The 22,770-nt window shown below is 51.5% G+C and carries 20 protein-coding genes; 10 read left to right on the top strand and 10 right to left on the bottom strand.

All coding sequences use genetic code 11. From position 1 onward, the window contains the following. Window positions 1-55: 55 nt before the first annotated feature. From J1836_RS12995 to hrcA, 3 genes are all read right to left on the bottom strand, one after another. Window positions 56-6,046, bottom strand: a complete 5,991-nt coding sequence (locus J1836_RS12995) for a glycoside hydrolase family 9 protein (RefSeq protein ID WP_207251556.1) — start codon at window positions 6,044-6,046, stop codon at window positions 56-58. 17 nt (window positions 6,047-6,063) lie between these two features. Beyond that, a complete protein-coding gene (locus J1836_RS12990; protein ID WP_207251555.1) occupies window positions 6,064-10,017 on the bottom strand; it encodes an S-layer family protein in 3,954 nt (1,317 codons plus the stop codon). A 105-nt stretch (window positions 10,018-10,122) separates the two neighbouring features. Further along, a complete protein-coding gene (gene hrcA / locus J1836_RS12985) occupies window positions 10,123-11,181 on the bottom strand; it encodes a heat-inducible transcriptional repressor HrcA (RefSeq protein WP_207251554.1) in 1,059 nt (352 codons plus the stop codon). Window positions 11,182-11,283: 102 nt separating this feature from the next. On the opposite strand from hrcA, the gene tnpC reads away from it, so the two are divergent. After that, window positions 11,284-12,861 carry an IS66 family transposase gene (gene tnpC / locus J1836_RS12980; RefSeq protein WP_242632653.1) on the top strand — a complete coding sequence of 526 codons (1,578 nt, stop codon included), beginning with the start codon at window positions 11,284-11,286 and terminating at the stop codon, window positions 12,859-12,861. A 608-nt stretch (window positions 12,862-13,469) separates the two neighbouring features. Here the strand turns inward: tnpC and J1836_RS12975 are convergent. Both J1836_RS12975 and J1836_RS12970 read right to left on the bottom strand, forming a co-directional pair. Continuing rightward, complete coding sequence (locus tag J1836_RS12975) at window positions 13,470-14,060, bottom strand: universal stress protein (protein ID WP_207251553.1); 591 nt, start codon at window positions 14,058-14,060, stop codon at window positions 13,470-13,472. After that, window positions 14,029-14,265 carry a putative universal stress family protein gene (locus tag J1836_RS12970; RefSeq protein ID WP_207251552.1) on the bottom strand — a complete coding sequence of 79 codons (237 nt, stop codon included), beginning with the start codon at window positions 14,263-14,265 and terminating at the stop codon, window positions 14,029-14,031. The genes J1836_RS12975 and J1836_RS12970 overlap by 32 nt, the downstream gene beginning before the upstream one ends. A 209-nt stretch (window positions 14,266-14,474) precedes the next feature. On the opposite strand from J1836_RS12970, the gene J1836_RS12965 reads away from it, so the two are divergent. Then, complete coding sequence (locus tag J1836_RS12965) at window positions 14,475-15,008, top strand: iron-containing redox enzyme family protein (protein WP_207251551.1); 534 nt, start codon at window positions 14,475-14,477, stop codon at window positions 15,006-15,008. Between the two features lie 385 nt (window positions 15,009-15,393). Here the strand turns inward: J1836_RS12965 and J1836_RS21835 are convergent, their stop codons facing one another. From J1836_RS21835 to J1836_RS21825, 3 genes are all read right to left on the bottom strand, one after another. Then, entirely contained in the window at window positions 15,394-15,603 is a 210-nt protein-coding gene (locus J1836_RS21835) for a phospholipase effector Tle1 domain-containing protein (RefSeq protein ID WP_372447680.1), read from the bottom strand. Window positions 15,604-15,786: 183 nt separating this feature from the next. Then, on the bottom strand, window positions 15,787-15,960 hold the full coding sequence (locus tag J1836_RS21830) for a phospholipase effector Tle1 domain-containing protein (RefSeq protein ID WP_278189499.1): 174 nt from the start codon (window positions 15,958-15,960) through the stop codon (window positions 15,787-15,789). A 25-nt stretch (window positions 15,961-15,985) separates the two neighbouring features. Next, window positions 15,986-16,192: a phospholipase effector Tle1 domain-containing protein gene (locus tag J1836_RS21825; protein ID WP_278189498.1), complete on the bottom strand. Its 207-nt coding sequence runs from the start codon at window positions 16,190-16,192 to the stop codon at window positions 15,986-15,988. A 237-nt stretch (window positions 16,193-16,429) separates the two neighbouring features. On the opposite strand from J1836_RS21825, the gene J1836_RS12940 reads away from it, so the two are divergent. The 8 genes from J1836_RS12940 to J1836_RS22005 all read left to right on the top strand — a co-directional run bounded on the left by J1836_RS12940 (window position 16,430) and on the right by J1836_RS22005 (window position 21,562). Continuing rightward, window positions 16,430-17,206 carry a response regulator gene (locus tag J1836_RS12940; RefSeq protein WP_207251546.1) on the top strand — a complete coding sequence of 259 codons (777 nt, stop codon included), beginning with the start codon at window positions 16,430-16,432 and terminating at the stop codon, window positions 17,204-17,206. Window positions 17,207-17,768: 562 nt separating this feature from the next. Then, window positions 17,769-18,089: a hypothetical protein gene (locus J1836_RS12935; RefSeq protein WP_207251545.1), complete on the top strand. Its 321-nt coding sequence runs from the start codon at window positions 17,769-17,771 to the stop codon at window positions 18,087-18,089. Further along, complete coding sequence (locus tag J1836_RS12930) at window positions 18,086-18,235, top strand: hypothetical protein (RefSeq protein ID WP_207251544.1); 150 nt, start codon at window positions 18,086-18,088, stop codon at window positions 18,233-18,235. Before J1836_RS12935 ends, J1836_RS12930 begins: the two co-directional genes overlap by 4 nt. 264 nt (window positions 18,236-18,499) lie before the next feature. Further along, window positions 18,500-18,769: a sensor histidine kinase gene (locus J1836_RS12925; RefSeq protein WP_207251543.1), complete on the top strand. Its 270-nt coding sequence runs from the start codon at window positions 18,500-18,502 to the stop codon at window positions 18,767-18,769. Between the two features lie 212 nt (window positions 18,770-18,981). Then, entirely contained in the window at window positions 18,982-19,290 is a 309-nt protein-coding gene (locus J1836_RS12920; protein WP_207251542.1) for a hypothetical protein, read from the top strand. Between the two features lie 220 nt (window positions 19,291-19,510). Beyond that, a complete protein-coding gene (locus J1836_RS12915) occupies window positions 19,511-19,738 on the top strand; it encodes a hypothetical protein (RefSeq protein WP_207251541.1) in 228 nt (75 codons plus the stop codon). 113 nt (window positions 19,739-19,851) lie between these two features. Continuing rightward, entirely contained in the window at window positions 19,852-20,790 is a 939-nt protein-coding gene (locus tag J1836_RS12910) for a hypothetical protein (protein WP_207251540.1), read from the top strand. A 625-nt stretch (window positions 20,791-21,415) separates the two neighbouring features. Continuing rightward, window positions 21,416-21,562, top strand: coding sequence for a transposase DNA-binding-containing protein (locus J1836_RS22005; RefSeq protein ID WP_207251539.1), 147 nt, complete (start codon window positions 21,416-21,418; stop codon window positions 21,560-21,562). Here J1836_RS22005 and J1836_RS21820 read toward each other — a convergent pair. Beyond that, the gene (locus J1836_RS21820; RefSeq protein WP_278189493.1) at window positions 21,495-22,151 is read right to left on the bottom strand and encodes an IS66 family transposase; all 657 of its coding nucleotides are present in this window, start codon (window positions 22,149-22,151) and stop codon (window positions 21,495-21,497) included. The genes J1836_RS22005 and J1836_RS21820 overlap by 68 nt on opposite strands. Next, on the bottom strand, window positions 22,151-22,591 hold the full coding sequence (locus J1836_RS21815) for an IS66 family transposase (RefSeq protein ID WP_278189492.1): 441 nt from the start codon (window positions 22,589-22,591) through the stop codon (window positions 22,151-22,153). The genes J1836_RS21820 and J1836_RS21815 overlap by 1 nt, the downstream gene beginning before the upstream one ends. Window positions 22,592-22,770 lie beyond the last annotated feature (179 nt).

Here is a 22,770-nt window from a genome sequence, read left to right as displayed (position 1 = left end):
TTACGAATCGGATGAGTATTGTTTTCACCTTATTGCCCTTGTGTCCATACGTTTGTTACTGAGTGGTACTTTTGAACGCTGCTTTAACGGTGCCAACGGTTAAGCTGGTCGTGACCGTTTTTTTGCTGCTTTTGGAACTCATATGGCGCACTTGCAACGTATCTCCCGCCTTTGCAACGCCTTTAGCCTTGGTGTATTCGCCGCCATTAACGCTGTACTCTCCACCACTGATACTGACGGCAACTGCTGTATTGATGCCGCTGACGGTGATGCTTTCAGATTCGACCCAGCTATTAAGCGCAATGCCGGTAAGGGCAGTGAAGCTGAAAGCATCGGGGGTACTATCAATGACCAGCGTGGTGGTGCTAAACACGGGTTTTACGCCCCCTACCGTCAGGGTGGTTTTCACCGTAGTGTTGGATTTGCTGGACGTGATCTGGCGCAGTTGCAGCGTATCACCCACTTTAGCAGTACCCTTGCTTTTGGTGTAAGCCCCACCGTTGATACGGTATTCGCCCCCCGTCACACTGACCGCAACAGGCACATTAATGCCACTCAGCGTGATGACATTGGATTCCACCAAACTAGTAGGTGTGACCCCCGTCTTGGCTATCCAGTTGATGAGGTCAGGTGTGCTATCCATAACGAAGGTCGTGCTTTTGAATGTGTAGGTATTCGTACCTGCCTTCAGGGTTGTGGTAACAGCCGTATTGGATTTACTGGAAGAGGTATGCCGCACCTGCAACGTATCACCGTTTTGCACCGTGCCTTTCGTTTTGGTGTACGCCCCACCATTTTTGCGGTATTCCCCACCCGATACAGTGAGGGATACTGACCCCGTTAAACCACTGACCTTAAGGGTGTTGGACTCCATCAGCGTACTGAGTTTGACATCCCGTTGCTCAAGGAAGGTCGTAAGCAGTGTTGTCATCGGCGCACAAGCGCTGACCCAAATGCTACCATAACTGCCCGCCACCACTGCTTTATCGCCGAGCCGCTGGTAGATGTAAGGATAATCCAATGCTTGTTGTGTGACCCAAGCATGTCCATCGCTGGAAATCAGCAAACCTTTGCTGGTAAGGGCGATGTACTGGTTATCCTGCCAGTGGACAGATGACCAAGCACGTACCGTGGCGCTTTCCGTTACACCATCTACCGTGGGTCTGAATGGTGTTGCTGCTGCTAGATTAGTCAGATTGGCAGCCAATACATGCGTGTCACCCGCCGCATCAAACAACAGGTATTGGCTGCCATTCCAGACTGCGCCGTATTCGAGGGCGGCACTATCGATTCCGCTATTGCTGGTGCGAATTGTCCACACCAAACCATCGGGGCTGGTAAGCACAATACCTTGTCCACCAGCCACCAACTCATTATTGCCATAGTCGACATAAGCCAGTTTGGCAGTCGTGCCGGAGAGCACAGGTTGCCAGTTGCTGCCATCACTGCTGGTGAGAATCGTGCCTTGCGCCCCGACAGCCACATAGCGCCCCTTGGCATAAATGACATCGTATAGTGCCGTACTGGGGTAAGTAGCTGGTGTCCAAGTCACACGGTCATCTGACCAGTACAGCCCCCCCAGAGTAGCAACCCCAACATGACGATTGCCAACTTCCGACTTGGCGACTGCCCACAAGCTGGGTGGATAAGTACCGTAGTCATCCACCCCATTCCATTGAAAACCATCCCCCGTAAGCATGACTTGCTGCCCCTCTTCACCATAACCAAACAAAGTCAGCGGCGGGATACTACTGGGACTAAACGTGAGTGCATGGAAGTGGTTGGCAATCCGACTATTGGCAGTTTGTGGGAACGGAGAAACCTGTACCATCTGGCGATAATCACAGCCTTGCAGCAGACGTTTAGCCTGTAATACAAACAGCGAGCTGATCGTATTATTGGCAAGGCTCTGTTCTGGTGTGCTCGATGTCACCGTGGCATTAAGCCTTAACTCGCTGCCTATTGTCTGGGCACTGTAACGGTTAACAACGGTCACGGTCACGGTTTGACCAGCGGCAATTTCGCCCAGCAAAAACATTTCACCTGTCGGTAGATGGCTGCAACCATTCTTCAGAGCGGCACGGACACTGAGTGGGCATTCGGCTTCGCCTTGCTCAAGCTGGAACGCCACTTGTTCTGCCTTATCTGGGGACTGTATGTTTAGCGTGATGCCCGCCGCTGCCTTAACGCCAGTGTTGCTCACTGTCACGACATGCGAAGTAAAAGTATCCGGTGTAACGCTAGTGACGGGTGCAATGCTAACGACCAAATCAGGTTTGCCATCTTTAACCGTTGGGTCAGTACCTTGTTGGTATTCCTCACGATTGGCAATGCCATCACCATCTTTATCCAGACTGGCATCAGCCGCATCCAGCGCATTCAAACCGTACTGGATTTCCCATGTATCCGGCATACCATCGCCATCATCATCGGTATCCTGCGGATTGGGTATTCCGTCACCGTCCGTATCTATGAGCGGATCAACGCCCAAGGGTTCAGCCATTAGCCCGAATACCCCTGTGGCAAGCGCCATTTCCTGAATGGTGAATTCAGACATTTCCACCAAATCGGACTCGTCGGTATAGCGCCGTAAAATCGGGTAAGGGTCGTCAGTATTGAGCATGGTGGGGTAATTGTTGGCATCTTCCTGCGCCTTACGTTGCGGGGTCTTGCCATTGCTCATGTGAGCGAAAATACCAAACACAGGAATGCCAGGGACAGGTTCATCTACACCGTCGTGTATGGATACCGTGTGCAATGGATCATGCGGGTAACGTTTGCCAATGCCGGTAATGAAACTGAAAGCCAGCGGGTTCGCCCCCAGTTGCGCATCCAAGTTTAACGCGGCGGTATCACGGTATTTTTCATCCCCCGTCAAAGCCCATGCTTGTAATAGCGGGAAGGCATACAGCGTGCTTTGGGTAAAGGTTCCCCAACCCAGCCAGTCCGGCACATCCAACCGCGCCCCGTTCTGATAAGGGTTGGCAAGTGTCTGGATGCGACTATTGTTGGCATCCAGAATAATCTTATTGCGGATTTCCTGTTGAGCGGCGGCATTGGCATTGGCTGCCGGAGTACGTAAATAAGCCCAGTAAGCCCGCTTGTAAAAATGCTGCCATTCATGCCAGCCCCATGTATGGCTGTTGCTCGACCACCAGTTGTCAAAATATTGCCGGAAAGCGCTTTCACCCGTCGTGCGGTTAAGTTCTGCCGCTGCCCACAGCCGATTGTCCGAATCATCGGCATCGTTGTATTCACCGGAACAGTTGTTAGCCACATTCTTGAAGCCACCCACAGGTGTATTGCTTGGATGGGCTTGCAGAAAGCTCCAAGCCAAACGAGCCTGTTGCAGGTAGCGGTTTGCCAACGTGGCATCATAGGGTTTCCAGACCCGTGCTGCACTGGCAAACAGCGCCGCTGCTAACGCCGTGTCGTGGGTTGTTTTGGCATAGATATGACGTGGTGTGGTTTCCTTGTGCGGCATGTCGCCAAACCAGCATTCCGACGTCACCTTGTGGTAAACACCGCCATCGCTGTCCTGAAGACGCGCAATCCAATCCAGTTCCCAACGGGCTTCATCCAGCAAATCAGGCACACCGTTAGTGCTTTCGGGGATATTCCAAGCGTTATCGCGGAACTGTTCTGAGCGCATGTCATAAGCGGTGAGCAAATACCACAGGGCAGTCGCGGCAGTGGGCATGTACTTGCCGTAATCCCCAGCATCATGCCAACCACCGTGTACATCCTTAAGACCGCCAATGGATTCGTTATGGTACAGCGGTGAAGTGCTCAAGGATTTATCGAAAACCCCGTCAATCTTGCGCCCGTTCTCAGCGTATTCGTGGCTGAGTGGACGGGTGAAACGGGCTTCCGCATACGGTTCGGTCAAGGCTGTACCGCTACGCTGGTAGAACAGGCCGCGTGCCGTGGTATAAGCCACCGAGTTCAGCGTATCCTTGCTAACCTTAAACGTGTCCGATACCCCGATGCCGGGAATATAGGCACGGTATTCGCCCGCCGTAGTTAAGGCGCTGAAATCAAACTGGTAGACATCTTCACCCGACAGATGCCAGTTAGCATAACGCAGCGTCAGGGGCACGCTCAGAACGGTTTGCCCATCCTGAGCATTCTGGATACTGACGTTGGGTAGAACGTCTGGCAGGCGTAACGCGCCATAAGGCAAGGCGAACATGCCGTTAATGCCGCTATGCAGATCGCCTGCCGTTTGCCAGTTGCCGCCAGTGTTAGTAATCAATGCACCATTGGCATCACTGCCCCAGAACTGACGCGAGTTTTGGCGTACCACCGCCCGCAAATGCGTGGTGCTGCCACTGGCGAGTGCCGTGAAGGCATTACTGCCGAAGCCAGTTTTATACCACAATGCGCCATTATCACCGGCTGCCCAAACGGCGCCACTGTGATTCCATGCGAGAGAATACAGGTGGGGTGTTCCCGTCGGTTTATCTGCCCACGGTTTCCAATGACCATACTGGCGTTGCAGGATAGTGCCATTGTCCCCCACTGCCCAGAGATCATCGGCTTTAGAGCCTCCAACGGCGTGAAGGGTAACGTTGGTAACGTTGTCATCCATGACCCACTTGACACCATTCCAGCGGATAATCGTGCCGTTGTCGCCCACTGCCCAAGCAGCACTACCCGTTTCTGCCAAAACACCACGCAAACTGGATGCTGTTGGGCTGACCACCGTTACCCAAGCACTACCGGTGTAGCGCAAGATAACCCCACCCTCACCGACAATCCACCCCTGATTCAACGGGTCGAAAGCAATTGCCAGCAGGTTAGTACTGACGGGTGAAGTAACCCGTGTCCATTGTTGCCCGTTCCAGTGCAAGATAACGCCACCATCACCAACTGCCCAAGCGGAATCTTCACGGGTAGCCGTCACGGCACGCAGTGTGCTAGTGACAGGCGTGGACTGCGCTTGCCAGCCATTTTGTGGATCATGAAACAGAACGTTACCCTGTGTGCCGACTGCCCAAACGCCCCCTCCGAGATCCCCCAGATAACCACCGACATAACCAACTTTGGGGCGTTCCGGCAAGTAACCGACCTGATTCACCTTGATATTGGTATTCAATTGTTGCCGGTCATTGTAGGTAAAACGGTATTGCGTTACTGCCATCGTATTGTCGGAAAGGTCTTGCACACCCTGTACGGTCAGCGTGTATTCCTGCCCATTCTTCAACGGCTTGGCAAATTGCAGGAACAGGTCATAACGGTTTTTGGGTATGCCGCTGTTGTCAAAGTGTTGCATACGGTAATGCATTCCCGTATCGCTGGCGGGTACTGGGCTGCTGTAAGTACTGTCAGTTGTGCTATGCAGCGTGTAGTTCGCCAAGGTGCGGATACTGCTAGCAGCATAAGCTTCGCTGAAGGTCAGACGTAATACCCGATTACTGACAGGCGTGGGAGCCGTCTCGCCCTGAGTGATAACGGTAGGCCGCGTAATATCACGCAGGGCAATATTATCCACATAGCAAGTACGATTCTTATCATCAGTAGGCCAAGCAAGGGTCTCTACATTACCGAGTGTCCACGCGGGGGTTGCCAGTTTATTCAGCGGAATTTGCACGCGTCGCCAACTCGTATCGATAACACCCCCTTCAATAAAGTCTAGGATGTTCACGGTATTGCTGCTCCGATCCCAAGTACTGAGGTGGAAAACGGGCGGGGTGCTATAACCGGCAGGACAACGGAAATAGAATTCCAAAATATCATGCGCAGAAAAATCACGCCGCGAGCCGCCCCCGCAATACAGTCGGTAAGCCGGGCCATGCCATTTATCAGGCTTGAGTTGCAGGGCATTATTGCCATTCAGCCCTGCGTTAGGGGTCGATTCTAGGTAGAACAGGCAACGGTTGCTGCCATTGCCAGCATCTTCAAACAACACTGGCGCAGAACCCGTTTCACCATCATAGATCAGCATATCGCCAACACCGTAGTGGGGCAGCGCCTCTGCCCATGCCGCTAGTGGCGATAGAATCCAGAAGAGTAGAATTGACCATAGACCATACCTGATTTGCATTTTTTCCTCCGGCACGTTTATTTTGTAGTGCTTTTAAAACTAACTGAGGTACTACCCAGTTTCAGCGTTGTCGTTATCGATTTGCGCGAGCTGGTTGCCGCCGTATGCCGTACTTGCAACGTATCCCCGTTTTGCAGCGTGCCTTTAGCCTTGGTATACACCCCACCATTGATACGGTATTCCCCACCCGTAATACTGAGCGCCAGCGTGGTATTGATGCCGCTGACTGTGACAACAGCCGATTCCACCAGACTACTTAAGCTCACACCCGTTTGCGGCGTAAAACTGATCGGGTCAGGCGTACTATCCACCACCAGTGTCGTACTTTTGAAAGTGTAAGTATTCGTACCTGCTTTCAGCGTCGTCGTAACAGTGGTGTTGGATTTGCTGGAAGCCGTATGCCGAATTTGCAACGTATCCCCGTTTTGCAGCGTGCCTTTAGCCTTGGTATACACCCCACCATTGATACGGTATTCCCCACCCGTAATACTGAGCGCCAGCGTGGTATTGATGCCGCTGACTGTGACAACAGCCGATTCCACCAAACTGCTTAAGCTCACACCCGTTTGCGGCACAAAACTGATCGGGTCAGGCGTACTATCCATCACCAGTGTCGTACTTTTGAAGGTGTAAGTATTCGTACCTGCTTTCAGCGTCGTCGTAACAGTGGTGTTGGAGGCGCTGGAAGCCGTATGCCGTACTTGAACCGTATCGCCATCTTTCACTGTGCCTTTAGCTTTGGTGTAAGCGCTGCCATTAAGGCGATACTCACCCCCACTGATCGTCAAGGCAGCGGGTTTGGTTAAACCACTGATCTGAATGCTATTGGATTCCACCACAGTCGTTGGCTTCACCCCATTCTGATTTTCAAAAGCGGTCGCAACGGGTTGAATATTAACCAAACTGTATTGGGTATTAGCGTATGCAAACGTCAAACGCCGCGCTTGCCCATTCATCACCACATCAAAACAGGGCATTCCACCACAATCCATTTTCTTCACACTCACGGCTTGTAATTGTGCTGCCTGCGGTGCTGCTTGCAATAAGAAAACCCGTACATCTTCACCGACTGGACTCAGCGGTTTAAAACGCGCCCGCTGGCGTGAAGTTATGCCACCAATACGATTGCGGTAGGCGATGACGTGTGGCTCAAGGCTGAATGCACCCGCCTGCAAGGACGCCGCACTGATCCTCCCCACCACGCTGGAAGCAGCATTGCGCTCAAGACGCGCACATTCTGGTGTCAGCCGTAAACTTTGGGCATTCTCCAGCGTCATCGCCACATTCTGGCGAGAAAAGCTGCAACTGGTCGCCGTATCGGTTTCGGCAGCGGTATGCCAGTATTCCTGCACATCCGCCACGCCTCGGTCAGCCTTAACGGCAAACGCATCCACCACCAAATAATTGCCATCATTCAGCGACAACATCCAGCGGTCGAAATAACGCAACCAACCCAGTTCAGCATCATTCGCCCCATACACCGCCTGTGCATCAAGGTGAAGACCGTCGTATCCCCCAATATTCACTTTGGCTAAACGCCCCCGTTCACCGTAAATCTGACTACTGTTAATGGTGTCATTGTTGTAACTGCCGCCGCTGTAACCCGTTTGTGTCGCATTTTCAACCACCAAGGTATTGGCACCCAATGGCAGATTATCAAACAACTCGTTCGTACCATCCTTTATCAAATACGGTTTTCCTTGGGCAGTTTTGGCAATATCCCCGTAACCAAAGTCGTACAACAAACGATTGCCATACGCTGACCAAATCAGCCCACCGAAATCCAACTCACGGTGCGGGAAATCATTGGGTACACCACTCACCGCGAGATAAGTTTGATCCGCTTGTTTGAAACGCAATCCCTCTTTTTGTGCCAACGTACTGCTACCCGGCAAATACTGACGTAGCGAACCAGTCAACGCCTCGGTAAATAGGCTGGTACGCGTTCCCTTCTGGGTAGTGCGCTGACATTGCGCCGCCAACCCAATCCAATCGCGTGCCATGGACGGTTGCACTGCCCACGGATCTTCTAGGTCTTTGGAAAACCATTTATTGCTGAAATACTCCTGTACCTTGCACGCATCAAGGTTAACCGTGCCAATGGCTTTTTTGCCGATCATTTCTTCCCACAACAGCATGTGGAGCGGGTCGAGTGTGTACCAACCAAGTTTTTCCCAAGAATCACCGAAATCGACCATGCTACCGTCAGGTGTCATAAAATCCAGATACCAATCGGCGGTTTTAGCAATACGCTCCCAGCGCACACTCTCCAGTGGCACACCAAAGCCCTGCATCACCAGATTATTGATTTCGCGCAGGCTAGAGTAGGAAACATTGGTGTATTCGACAATGCCTTCGATATACGCCCCATCCGTCAGGTAGAAATCGCGGTGTAACCATAGGCTTTCCAACACTTTTTCCAATACCACGGGCGCCCGGGGATCTTCATGGTAATAAGCTAATGCCCAATAGGTTGCACCCTTGCCCAGCACGGGTGTCCAGTTATTGCCATTGAAAATCGACCAATCTTTGGCTGCATATTGTTGTAAATAACAATCAGCCAGTGCACCGAGTTTGGTATCTATGGCTTTTTTATCGGCAGCGGCTAAGTCATGCCAGAACACATCCACAAACAGCGACCAGAATTTCATGGTGGGTTCTGTGCCAAGATCAAAGCATTTATAGCCCCAATCCCACACCACTGTCGGGAAACGCCGCATTTCATACGCGATAAAAGCCGCCTGTAAGGCTTGGGTTTCAGCAGCACTGTACGTGCAAGCGCTGCCCTCGCTTTGGCATTGCTTCAACTGCCGCAGCAGAAACAATACCCGCAAGGCACGATCTTGATTCCACACGGGATCCGTCGGCGGATTCAAATAGAAAGCAGCATCAGCTAACGTTTGCAAGCCAGTGGGTGAACCTCCCCGACAAGGCGCATATCCTTTGGTGTTTTTGTCCCAGACATTTTTGGCATTAAAGACCACGCCCCAATCCGCATCAAGGCCGCTGTTCACACAAGGCAAAGACTCAAACGGTTGCCAGTAGGCTTTCCAAGCCGCACCATTTCCCAAAAGACGTGGGTGTTGTGGGGCGGGTTGATGCAATGGCTGCAAAGCGCGGGTAGTCTTCAAGCTAACGGAATGCAGTTCCAGATTTTCATTCTCGTGCGTGGTGCAGGCACTCGGATTAGCTTTTTCACACGCTTTAGTGTACTGGTTATAGGTCAACAGCGTCACGATCACTTCATCCACGCCACGCATGGCTTCTGGAACAGCCGCTTGAAACACCTGTTTACCGCTATAGCCGATTTTCTCAATCGGGTCATGTGGCCCAGTGACGGTATATTGACTATCGCCCGGTTTTGCCCACAACAAGAACAAGCCCGCCGGTACATCCGGTTGCCAGTCGGTACTCACATCCAGTTTGCACAGCCCTGTGGTAGAGTCGATTTCCGTAGGATGGCAATGCGTAGGCATAGAACCGAACAGTTTGTACCACGACAATTCGTATTCCAACGTGCTAGCCGTATGACCTTGCGGAATCGAAAAACGAAACTGCGCCCAAGCCGGTGCAGGGGTCAACGGGTAATGGATATTGTTGAGTGGCCATTTAGTGAGGAATTTGAGTGCACCGTCATCAGTTTGCGCCTGCACCTTGCAGACATCTACACCGTTACCGATAGCCCGCCCGCCCACACTTACTTGAGTCGCAGACCAGTACGCAGCAACATTACACAGCGCGGGGTTATAAGTCGCTTGCCCATTGACGACAGGGCTAATACGGTCATAGCGCACCCCTGCATCCGTTTGCGGACGTACAAGCTGTAATGGCTGCGCGGGAATAGCAGGCAACGCATTCTCCGGCAACTTAATCGACACAGCGGCAGCCGCTGGCGAAACCACACCATACCCTAGGCTCATGAGACTGATGACAAATAGCCGCAACAAGATTTTTACCACTGAAGTTAACATAGCCGTAGCCCCTCACTGGCTGATACATTGACTAGATTGTTATTTAACCACTTATTATAATAATAATTTATGACAATCGTCACATAAATTGTGTTTTATGCAACTTCAGTACCGTGATTTTAATGCCAAACTCAGTAACTTCGCGGTAATGTCAACAACAGGGATCACCCGTTCATACGGAATGCGTTTGGGACCAATCACACCCAGTACGCCCAACTGCTCACCGTCGACCTCATACGGTGCTGTCACCAAACTGCATTCGTCGAACACTGCCTGACCGGATTCGCGCCCGATGAAAATTTTCACCCCATCCGCCTGCAAGCATTTGTCCAGCAAACCCAGAATATCGCGCTTGCGGGTAAAGGCGGCAAACAATTCGCGCAGCTTGGTAATATCCGACAGGTCATCGTAACCCATCAGATTGGTTTCACCCGCAATCACGCAATCCTCTTCCTGCTTCTGATCACCCAAATCCGCGACAGTTTTTTCGCCCAGCTCAATCGCGGAAAGCATCATGCGGTTCATGTCTTCGCGGTGTTCGCGCATTTCTTCCAGCAAGGCAGCACGAGCTTGCTGTAAATCCTTGCCAATCAGGCGTTCGTTGAGGAAATTGGCGGCTTGTTGCAATTCCGAAGAACTCACATCCGCATCGAGTTGGATAATGCGGTTTTGTACCTCATTGCGGTTCATCACCAAAATCGCCAGCACTTGCCGACTCGATAAGCTCAGGAATTCAATCTGGCGGATAGATGAAGGATTGCGACGCGGCAAACTCACTACGCCCGTCAGTTGGGTAATACAAGAGAGCAAACTAGAGGCGGATTGGATTAACGCAGCGGGGTCGCGTTCCGCTTTCAACTGCCCTTGCAGGATGTGCATGGCGTGTTGTTCGAGCGGCTTGATATTCACCAACGCATCCACAAAGAGACGGTAGCCTTGCGAGGTGGGAATGCGCCCTGCCGAGGTGTGCGGGGCGCGGATATAGCCCATATCCTCCAAGTCCGCCATCACATTGCGGATGGTGGCGGCGCTCAAGTCCAAGCCACTGCTACGGGCAAGGTTGCGCGAACCGACGGGCTGTCCGTCTTGGATATAGCTTTCCACCAACACTTTGAGGATGTGGCGGGCGCGTTCGTTCAGTTCTGGGTACAGGCGTATTGTCATGCCACCATTTATAGGGGCAAAGTGCCGTAGATACAAGCCTGTTTAACTGTAACTGAACAGTCCCCCCTTACCCAAACGCACTAAATTTGCGACACTCCCCCGATGACCCAACAACTGAAAGACCACAGCCTCAAACAGCTTAACAGCCAGTACCTTGCCAAGCTCACGCCGGAGGAACTGCTGCACCTGTCGACCAAGTTGTTGCATGACCTGAAAGAAGCGCGGGAACAGATCAACCAAAACTCCAACAACTCCTCCAAACCACCCAGCAGCGGTTTCCCGTGGGAAACGTCACCCAAAACGGTGGCTTTGCCCGAAACAGAAGGGGTGGGTGCAGCCAGAGGAAAGCCAACCCCGGAACCAGAAGCTGTGGCGGGCACAAAGCCAGCCCAACCAGCCAAACGCAAAGCGGGTAAACAACCCGGCGCACCGGGTTATGGTCGGGTATGGCATCCGCCCATCAATGCAGACGAACACCATTACCCCAGCCGATGTGAAGCCTGTGGCAGGTCCCTGGATGCGGCTGTCTCCCGTATTTATACCGCCTATGACAGTGTGGACATCCAGTTTGGCACGGATGGGAACCCCGGACTGACCGTCATCACCACCCGCCACCACCTTCACGATAGCGTATGCACCTGCGGTCATGTGAGCCGCCATATCCCGCATCGCCAAGCTCCCGACCCGTTATACCCGGAGGTTGATGTGGGCGAGTGGCGGCTGATTGGGGGCAATCTGGCGGCACTTATTGTCCACCTACGGCTGCGCTCACGCTTGTCACTGCGTGGCACACAAGAACTGTTGCGGGAGGTGTTGGGCATTCCCCTAAGTGTCGGGGTGTTGCAGCAATGTTTTGAGGAAGCAGCCGCGAGTGCTTCTCCATTGGAAGATGCCTTGGTGGAAGGGCTGTTGGCAGAAGCCACCGCTGACGGCGGGGTGCTGTATATTGATGAAACCTCTTGGAAAGAGCGTGGCGAAGCCCTGTGGCTATGGACATTCGTCACCACCCTCAGCGTTTGTTTCTACGTAGGGCAGCGCACCATTGAAATGCTCGACAACGTGATTAGCCCCCACTTTGGGGGCTGGCTGATGAGTGATGGCTATGCCGCTTACCGCCACCACCCCAAACGCTTGCGTTGCTGGGCGCACCTGATCCGCAAAGCCCGTGGGCTGGCAGAATCACTGGACAAAGACGGGCGGACGTTTGGCAACTTCACCCTCGCTTGGCTGAGGGTATTACAGGACGACATTTACGCTTGGCGGGCAGCAGGCGGCACGGTGGGGACGCAAACCGACGTGATCCGTCAACGCCATCAGGCAAAACTCCTGGAATTCAGGGCATTATGCTTGATCCATGCCGTATCTGCCCATGACAAGACGGCGGCACTGGCGAAAGAGTTCATCAATGATTGGGATGCCATTTTCCGAATCCTTGACCACCCGTGGCTTCCCTTGACCAATAATGAGGCTGAGCGGGCGTTGCGCCATTGGGTGATCCTGCGCAAAACCAACCATGGCACAAAGAGTGCTACGGGGAGCCGTGCGTTTGCCATGCTGGCCAGCATCATCGGTACTTGCCGCAAACGTGGACAGTCTGCCTTGGCTTATCTTGCCAGTGTTATTACCGCTGCCCGCGCTGGCTTTGCCCTGCCCGCTTTACCGCAAGGGGTGGGGATGTGATCAATTACAAACAATCAGTGTATTGGCGGACTGGCATCCCGTAAACAATAGCTTTTTGTTAGTGGTGGCATGATGGTTAACAATAACAAACTAGATTTGTCAGCGACTGCAACCAGTAACAAAAGTGTCAATATTGGCGATACCATAGTCAATACCGGTAAAGTTGACTCAACTATCAGTTTCGATGGTGCAAGTCCCTATATTGGCATTGGCTATCGTCAACCGATTGCAAGTAACAAAGGACTTAGCCTCACCTCAGAGCTAGGTATTTTATACCAAGGAAGTCCAAAAGTTAGTCTGCAAGTATCGCCACAGAACTTAGTCTCACAAACTGACATTAATAAGAAATTGACAATATACGTAATGATATAGATTCAATAAAATATTGGCCTGTTGCATCAATAGGTATTTCTTATGGATTTTAAATTTGTCAATCCCGATAGATCATAGCACTGTAAAACAGTCATATTTTTCTACCGCTCCCCATTTGTCAACAAAAATGCGCTGATTTGGGGAGCGAGGGAATTCCCATCTAATCTTCCATCCAAGCTTGTAAGGATACACCACAAAAAATACCAGCTTTACGCAGGCACAGCAACAACGACAATTCAAACGACGCAAACCTGTTCCGTCGTGCTACCCCGCAACGCATCAAAGAAACCGTGCCGCCCTTCTGTTGCCATTGCCACGAGGTCACAGCTCGAATCCGTAGCGACTTGCAGAATGGTATCCACCACATCACCAGAAGCAACTTGCTGTTCCCACACCCACCCACTCTCCGCAGGCAAAGAGACACGCGGCGCATCGCTGGCTTGCCCAACGTATAACAAAATGACCCGCCCTTCCGTCAACTGCAATGTCGCCAACAATGCCTGCACAGTATCCACCACCCGTTGCGGATTCGGCTGTGTGCTAATCGGAATCAGGATATTCCTGAGCGACAAGCTCCCCGCCTGACGATCCACAAAACCGCTGACCCCGTGGGGCAACATGAGCGCGGTTTCGCCAGTATTCCGCACAATAGGTTGCCCGATAGAAGCATATAACCAACCCATCCGGCTGTTGTGTTGATGCACCGCCAAAATCACCAAATCAATGCTGTGTGATTCCAAATAGCGTTGGCAGGCGCGTACTGGGTCTTCCGGTTGGATACCACCTTGTGGATTGTCACGCCCAAGGCAAAACAGCCGCTTTATCACTGTGTGACGGAATCTCTCCCCAGCCCTCCAAGGTTGCACGCACACTAGGAAAGTGGTTGCTGTGTACATGTTCGTGTTTACCCGCCACATGCAAGAGCGTCAAACTGCTTTTGTTCATCACGGCTAATTTCAACGCGTGCAAGAACGCCACTTCACTGGCGGCAGAGAGATCAGTTGGGTGAAAGAGTGTACGGAACTGCTGCATAAAAACACATCCTCATCTTATAGGGCATTAGTTAGGCATATTATTGATGAGCTTTTATTCCGTTAAGATGACACACATCAAGCAGACAGGGATTAAGTCTATTTTTCAGCGCGAGATACCAAGCATATCAGCAAAAACTTATGGATAATTCGAGCCAGCTCAACATCCCTGATATATTGCCACCATGACACTTTTGGAGATGACACCACATGAATGCACCTGCTTTCCTGCAAGAACTCAAAGAACGCGTGAATAATCACCCTTTCTTGCGCCATCCATTCCTGCAACAATTTTCGACGCAGCCACTGACGTTTGCCCAAGCGCGTACCTTTGCGCTGCTGTATTACCCGCACATTTTGCGCACGCGTTTGTACCAAGCCAATGCGCTGGGAGTCACGCCAGACGAACGTATTCAAGCAGTATTAGCCGATATTTTGTACGACGAATACGGCAACGGTAATCCCGCAAATTCGCACATGGAGGTGTATCGCAAACTGCTACGGGCGCTGGATTTCAGTGAAGCAGAAATGGCAAATGCGCCGATTACGCCCGAACAGCAAGGCTACATCGACACCATGATGCGCGTGACCCAAGGCACGGATTGGCTCGCCGCCGTTGGTGTGGCAGGCATTGCAGGCGAATGGCCGATTCCACCCTATTACCGCATGTTGCTCACGGGCTTGCGTACTGTGCCGGGATTACCGAAGATGCACTGGAATTGTTTGTCGGGCATATTGAACTAGACATCCACCATCCACATTGTGGAAGAGCTATTATGCCGGCATCTGGAAACCCGCGAAGGGCAAGCCTCCTGTGGCGTGGTATTGAGCTGAATTGAACGCACGGCTGTGCAATTGAACGGTTTGCAGCGCGAAGTGTTCGGCAACGTTTAAGCAAAACAGCCGCGTGGAGGTGTGTCCCCCACGCGGCAAAGTGCAGACCAAGAGCGTGAAACCTCAGTCGAGAAACCCCTCAATATTACGCGGTCGGTAATCCGGCACCGCTTAACCCGCTCAAACACGCTGGGGTGAATACAGTCTTTATCCCCACGAAACGCCCGCCGAAAACCCGACCCCAACGCGAATACCTGATAGAGCTTGCTGGTAAACGTGCAGCACGCATCCGGTATTAATGCGTCAGGATTTTCTCGACATCCACCCCTACCCCAGTACTCATCGCCTCCTCCAACATCCACGTCAGGGTAATATCGGCAAGCCCGCGATTCTCGTGTTTGCCGCCGCCGACTGCACCGTGATGCCCCACAAACCAACGTTCTTGCACATCTACCCCCGCCTGTTGAGCCTTGTTGGATAATTCCATGTGGGTGACATTGTAAATATTGCGGGTTCATCCAGCGCAATCGCATGACGCGCCTTGCGCACAATCGGGCTGAGTTTGGTGTCGTGGAATTCGTACTTGCGATTCAGCAAATTATCCAGCGGAAAATACGGCAATACATCGGGAATCCCAACGCACCCACCGTATCCCAACAGCCCATGAAATCGACTTCAACCGGATGTGCTAACTCCTGCGAAACGCTGCCGCAATCGAGGTTTCAGGGCGAATATTACGGTCACGGTACAAACGATACGCCTCACCGGACAGCGCAATCCAACGCCGTTCCAACACCCCGCAGGAATACAACAAACCTGCCAAACTGCGCACCGTGTAAGCCCCACGGCTGAACCCAAACAGGCAAATTTATCCCCCGGCGCGTAATTCAGGCACAGGAAACGGTATGCATCCAGAATATTTTATCCAGCCCAATCCCAAACGCGCCGCTGAGGTAGTGCGCAATACCATGACTATCCGCACCCACACCTTCATCGTAATAAATCACCTGATGCAAACCGTCATCGCCAACGTCTTTGAGCGCCTGCACCAATTTCACAATATTGGTTGGGCAATCATTATCCGGGCTTGCCAGGTCCCGTCACAACACACCATCAAACGCTTTGCCATGCCCACTCTCCCTCGCTTGCTGATGGCGCTACCTTAACACGCAAGTTGATGATTATTAATCCCACAAACGTGTGAATTTACGCAATTAATCCCCAGAACAGGGGATTACCCGATGCTGAAATGAAGGTCTATACTTGTGCATAAATGCCCGTTCCCACAACCAATGGTAGCCCCGCCATGAATACCCCATCAGCATTATGTTGTGGAAGATGATCCCATCGTCTTGCACCGTTTCATGACTATGTTCACCAGCAACCCACGCTTCACGCTGGTTGCCGCGTGCAGCAATGCCACTACTGCCCACAGCGTCATTAACGCGAGCCACGCCGATGTCTTGTTAACCGACCTCGGTTTGCCCGACGGCAACGGGCTGGACTTGATCCGCCAATGCACCGAACAACACCCCGACACACATATCATGGTGATCAGCGTATTGGCGATGAAAGCACGTCATCACCGCTATCGAAGCAGGCGCAACTGGCTATATCCTCAAGACGACGAGTCGATGGAAGTGGAACAAGCGATTGTGCAACTGTGCGCAGGCGGCTCACCGATCAGCCCCGCCGTTGCCAGCCACTTACTGAAACGCCTGCGCCCCGAAGCCGACGAAATCAAGCTCACCAAAGCCGAGTTGGAATTCTGCGCTTCATCGCCAAAGGCTACACCGCGCAAGAAGCGGCGGATCTCAACACATTCCTACCACACCGTTACCTCGCACATCAAAAGCATTACCGTAAATTGCACATCAGCACCCGCGCCGAAGCGGTACACGAAGCCGTCAAACGGCATCTGCTATGAAGGTTTGGGGGGATACGCGTCTTTGGTGGTTACCGTTGTACTGCTGGCGTTGTATTTGCTAGCACAACAATTGGATCACCTGACCTTTGCGCCGGAGCAACCGCAAGCCAAGGTGACGTTAGATAGCCCCAACGCTACTCGCAGCACGGGTACGATCGTATCCTGCCAATCTCAACGATGAACACCCCGTGCTGATCTCAATCTCAACCAAAATATTGCCGTGTATTACCTGACGGCACACTCGCGGGCGATGGCGGTAGCATGACCGCACCGATGCCCGCAATAAACACCGCCCGCTGTTGCTGCCGCTGTACAAACCCGCGCTGACACCCGGCGGCGTATGCGCTTTGAATTAGCCTCGACCCGCCCGAATACCTGATGCTGACTAATGTGTATCTCGGTGCAAGCGCAACCCTCGAAAGGCTTACTACCTCAACAATCTGCTACGCCAAGACAGTGTGAAAGTGCTGCTGACCACGCTCTTGCTGGCGCGTTGTTGATCGGCGGTATCTGGCTGTTTACCCCGCTCGCAAGGAATACCTGTGGTATGCGATTGGTACGGCATATGGGAATTCACAGCAGCAACTTGGTGATCCGCGATATTCCGGTGAATGATGCGCTGTGGGCAGCTTCTGTGCCGTTTACGATTGGGTTGAGCGTGTTGGCGCTAGTCACAATGGTGTATTACTACGTTCCCCGCACTCACCTACCACCGCGACGTTACACCCATCCGCTGTTTATTTGTGGGCAACCGTGCTGGTGTTGGCACTGCCGCTGTTTATCTTGCCGTATGCGTCTGGAGCACAGGCAAACTACCATATCGTTTGGTACAGTTTGCTCGCCTTGCTGTTTCGCTGGTGCTGGCGTATGTGGTGCAACTCTATTGGCAAGACCAAACCGCGAAACGCTTGCTGTTTGTGCTGTGCGGTTTCGCCATGCTGGTGTTCGGGCTGCATGACACCGAGGTGATTATCGAGCGGCATTCGACCCGCCCTTACCTGCTGCATTTTGCGGCGATGTTCACCTTGCTCACTCAGTATGTGCTGTGGTGCGGCGTTTTGTGAGCAGCTTGCGTGAAACACAATATTACGCCAACAATCTGGAAGCATCGTCGGCAGCGCGTGAGCAAGAATTGGAAGCTAATTACCAAAAATTCGCGGCATGGAGCAAGAAAAAGCCGTGGTCGATGAACGCGAACGCATATGCGTGACATTCATGATGGTTTTGGCGGAGATTTGATTTCCACCTTAGCCATGCTGGAACGCCCGATGCACGGATTCTGTCATCAAAGAAAACATTCAAGACGCGTTAAACGATTTGCGGCTGGTGATTGATCACTGATTTGACTCGCAAGACATCACCACCGCCCTCGGCAGTTCCGCAGTCGTAACAGCCGCAAGATCAAGCAAGCAGGTTTGAACTGCGCTGGCAGTGGAAGACATTGCCACACCCGCAGGTTTGGCGCAGAAAAACCTTGCAACTGTTACGCATCGTGCAAGAAGCGATTACTAACGCCATCAAACACAGCGGCGGCAATACTATCACTGTCAGCACGGGCACGGATGCGGCGAGTGAGCACGGCTTTGTGCAAATTGCCGATAATGGCATGGGGATGCCTGCCACTTACCAACCGGGCAAAGGGCTGGCGAGTATGCGCAAACGCGCTGCCACCATTGGGGCGCAATTAGCGTTTGGAGCGGCGGATAATGGCAGCGGTTTAAGCATACGGATTATTTTGCATTGATTGCGCTAAATTCACTCCGTTTATCCGCTAAAGCAGATTGACGGTCTATGGCATTCGCTATGGGATTTACCGCCCCGTGTATATTGATGCCATTGCTAATAGTTTGAATTGCTGGGAGCTAAAGTCATGGTAGACAGTGTTAGAAATTTTCTCGTTCGTTATCAACCAATACGTCTGTAGCAACGTCTACAGCACTTGATAACCACAGTGTGATGCAATTCACGCAAGTACTTTCAGCCCCACCGCCATCCAATCTGCCCGATCTCAATACACCGCAAGGGTTCACTCAATGGCGCGAAAAATGCTTACAAACTACCGGCAAAACTGCACTGGATAACAAGGACTATCAGGCATTAGCAGCACAAACTGTCACCAATCTCAATCAGAAAACCAATAGTGAAACCTACTCCATGACTGGCGTTGACCACGCGGCAATGGCAGTGCAGGATGCTTATAACAATAGCATGGCATTTATAGTTACGCAGGCGCAACGCCTGAATACGATGAGCAGCAATTCCTGAAGCAACTCCCCGATGATTATTATCGTGCGTTAATTCCTGCCACTGGGCAGCAATTGAACGTTGCTGACATGAAAGCTCTCATAGAGGAATACGCCCAATTACAACACAATATCAAAATCCAACCGTCAAGGCGTCTTGATGAGATTAACCAAAAACTGAATCCGTACGAAAGCCTACAATCATCAATACGCCAAGGAAGAATGGTCAGAGTCTGCATATCGTGACTTATGCCGATCAACGACTCAATTACCGTTTTGAAACGTCGCAGGAAGCATTCAAAGCAGAAGTCAGCAAGGATATTAAAATCTCTTCACCACAAGGCGGTCATTACGTTGCAGGTGGGGAACTGTTGGCTGCCATTGCGGAAAACACCCAGCATGGGCATACAGCAGGAGCGGATAACAATAAAATGGGGCATTTGACCCAACCAAAGATCGTCATGGTTTAAGCGGTTTCGTTAATGGATTCATTGAAAACGTCATTGACAACCCAGTTATTCGCACGGTTGCACAAATCGCGCAGTTTACCCCTCTTACGCCTGTCGCGACTATTTTTAATACTGTGGCGGCGGCACATGACACCATTCAGGCGGCTGAAGATGGCAACATCACTAAAGCCTTAGCAAGTGCTGCTGGAGCAGTAACAGGGACAGGTAAACTCACTGGCTCAACCAATATAGCGAACACTGCCAGCGCTCTACGTGATATAGCAACGGTAGCGACAGTCATTAATGACCCCAAAAATGCCATGCTGGATATTACAAGTGCTAAGGTAGCCAACTATATTGGGCATGGCGATAATGGTAATTCGCCCTTTGGTAATGCAAAACCAATAGCACACGGTATTGCTCAAGGCGTATTCCAAGAAGCCCGGGGTGGTGAATTTGTCTCCGGCTTTACGGGAGCAGTCGCAGCAGAACTAGGTGCAAATGTGAACACAATGTCAGGTATTGCCCAACGCACAGCACTATCAGGCTTAATAGGAGGCTTGGCTGCTGAAATCAGTGGCGGTGATTTTCAGGATGGAGCAAGAGCGGCGGCGATTACCCATGTATTTAATGATGAAATGACATATTTTGATAATGAGGATGGCTGGGTTACAAGAGACCATAGCGACCCAAGAGTTCCGAGTGTTGTGTCTCACCATGCTCAAAGCAAAATAAGCAATCAATGGATGGAGAATCAAAAAAACTATGGTGGGGTTTCAGGAGGCTTTAATCAACCTTGGTGGGAAGCACCAAATAACGATTATCGTGATATTGCAGATTATGTAAAGACTGATGCAGGTCAGCGCGACCTAATCATTCTGAATAGTTTTCTCGGAGTCGCTGGAATACGCAGCCCAGCGTTGAGTTACATGGGAGCTGGTTGGTCTGCACAAACAGAGGATTGGGATGGCGCGGTCGTCGGAGCAATGGGGGTACAATACGGCTATTGGGGTGGGGTTGCTGCCGCAAGCTATACTCTATTTCAGAACCATGTTAGCCCTATCGGATGGTAGCATGATAATTTTTCCAGATTTAAAAAAAATTATTATTACTAGAATAGCATTTACTGGAGCTATGGTAGTTATATACAATTCCGGTAGTATTGTTGCCTTAATTATTATTATTATTATGTTTCTAGTTGGTGAGCTAACAAGTACTCGATCAATTTCAATAGATAATGGCACTCTAAATATAGCCTATTATTTTCACAATGAAACAATAAAATTTCTGAGATAAAATATATGCGAAAAATAAACCTTATGGAAAATTCAAATACAAACAAGAATAATTTTTAAAAACAATGCTATAAAGATTTTATAAGACCTTTTTTATTTTCAAAAAAAGATATTAATTACTTGATTAACGAAATAAATAAGCCATGAGAACATATCAAAAAATTTATTTGAAGAAAATTTAAAGGCATTGGTAAAATCTTTTGATTACATGCGTGAAAAGTGAGTATATATTGCTATGGGTCTAGATGGTTTGCGCTACTCTCCGCCTCCCGTTTTGCTAACAATTATTGCAATACTTGTTAGTTGTAGCTCCATCGGAAAACCCATCTCCTATACACAAGTCCCAAGTGATAAGATAAGCAATTTTCACCCATGAACGGGTCATCTAGCGAACTCACCGATCTTGATTTGGGAGACAAGCGCTCGAAACACGCGCTGTCCATATTCTCAACGCTATGCTGAAAGCCCCCAGTCCAGCATCCCTAGGGCTTGCCAGAGTTGGTCAAGCACCTTGGCGACGTACCGTTTCTTCTGGAATGAAGGTAATTGATCACATCCCACCCCTTGCGGTAAAGCGGGCAGGGCAAAGCCAGCGCGGGCAGCGGTAATAACACTGGCAAGATAAGCCAAGGCAGACTGTCCACGTTTGCGGCAAGTACCGATGATGCTGGCCAGCATGGCAAACGCACGGCTCCCGTAGCACTCTTTGTGCCATGGTTGGTTTTGCGCAGGATCACCCAATGGCGCAACGCCCGCTCAGCCTCATTATTGGTCAAGGGAAGCCACGGGTGGTCAAGGATTCGGAAAATGGCATCCCAATCATTGATGAACTCTTTCGCCAGTGCCGCCGTCTTGTCATGGGCAGATACGGCATGGATCAAGCATAATGCCCTGAATTCCAGGAGTTTTGCCTGATGGCGTTGACGGATCACGTCGGTTTGCGTCCCCACCGTGCCGCCTGCTGCCCGCCAAGCGTAAATGTCGTCCTGTAATACCCTCAGCCAAGCGAGGGTGAAGTTGCCAAACGTCCGCCCGTCTTTGTCCAGTGATTCTGCCAGCCCACGGGCTTTGCGGATCAGGTGCGCCCAGCAACGCAAGCGTTTGGGGTGGTGGCGGTAAGCGGCATAGCCATCACTCATCAGCCAGCCCCCAAAGTGGGGCTAATCACGTTGTCGAGCATTTCAATGGTGCGCTGCCCTACGTAGAAACAAACGCTGAGGGTGGTGACGAATGTCCATAGCCACAGGGCTTCGCCACGCTCTTTCCAAGAGGTTTCATCAATATACAGCACCCCGCCGTCAGCGGTGGCTTCTGCCAACAGCCCTTCCACCAAGGCATCTTCCAATGGAGAAGCACTCGCGGCTGCTTCCTCAAAACATTGCTGCAACACCCCGACACTTAGGGGAATGCCCAACACCTCCCGCAACAGTTCTTGTGTGCCACGCAGTGACAAGCGTGAGCGCAGCCGTAGGTGGACAATAAGTGCCGCCAGATTGCCCCCAATCAGCCGCCACTCGCCCACATCAACCTCCGGGTATAACGGGTCGGGAGCTTGGCGATGCGGGATATGGCGGCTCACATGACCGCAGGTGCATACGCTATCGTGAAGGTGGTGGCGGGTGGTGATGACGGTCAGTCCGGGTTCCCATCCGTGCCAAACTGGATGTCCACACTGTCATAGGCGGTATAAATACGGGAGACAGCCGCATCCAGGGACCTGCCACAGGCTTCACATCGGCTGGGGTAATGGTGTTCGTC

The sequence above is a fragment of the Thiothrix fructosivorans genome, from assembly GCF_017349355.1.
Lineage (GTDB): Bacteria > Pseudomonadota > Gammaproteobacteria > Thiotrichales > Thiotrichaceae > Thiothrix > Thiothrix fructosivorans.
Note: the sequence above shows the minus strand (reverse complement) of the source record. Positions and strands in the feature narration are given on the sequence as shown.

Excerpts from the sequence above, each read along its gene's own strand:
- J1836_RS12995 (WP_207251556.1), bottom strand. The coding sequence starts at position 6,046 with ATGCAAATCAGGTATGGTCTATGGTCAATTCTACTCTTCTGGATTCTA.
- J1836_RS12990 (WP_207251555.1), bottom strand. The coding sequence starts at position 10,017 with ATGTTAACTTCAGTGGTAAAAATCTTGTTGCGGCTATTTGTCATCAGT.
- hrcA (WP_207251554.1), bottom strand. The coding sequence starts at position 11,181 with ATGACAATACGCCTGTACCCAGAACTGAACGAACGCGCCCGCCACATC.
- tnpC (WP_242632653.1), top strand. The coding sequence starts at position 11,284 with ATGACCCAACAACTGAAAGACCACAGCCTCAAACAGCTTAACAGCCAG.
- J1836_RS12970 (WP_207251552.1), bottom strand. The coding sequence starts at position 14,265 with ATGCAGCAGTTCCGTACACTCTTTCACCCAACTGATCTCTCTGCCGCC.
- J1836_RS12965 (WP_207251551.1), top strand. The coding sequence starts at position 14,475 with ATGAATGCACCTGCTTTCCTGCAAGAACTCAAAGAACGCGTGAATAAT.
- J1836_RS12920 (WP_207251542.1), top strand. The coding sequence starts at position 18,982 with ATGCAATTCACGCAAGTACTTTCAGCCCCACCGCCATCCAATCTGCCC.
- J1836_RS21820 (WP_278189493.1), bottom strand. The coding sequence starts at position 22,151 with ATGAGTGATGGCTATGCCGCTTACCGCCACCACCCCAAACGCTTGCGT.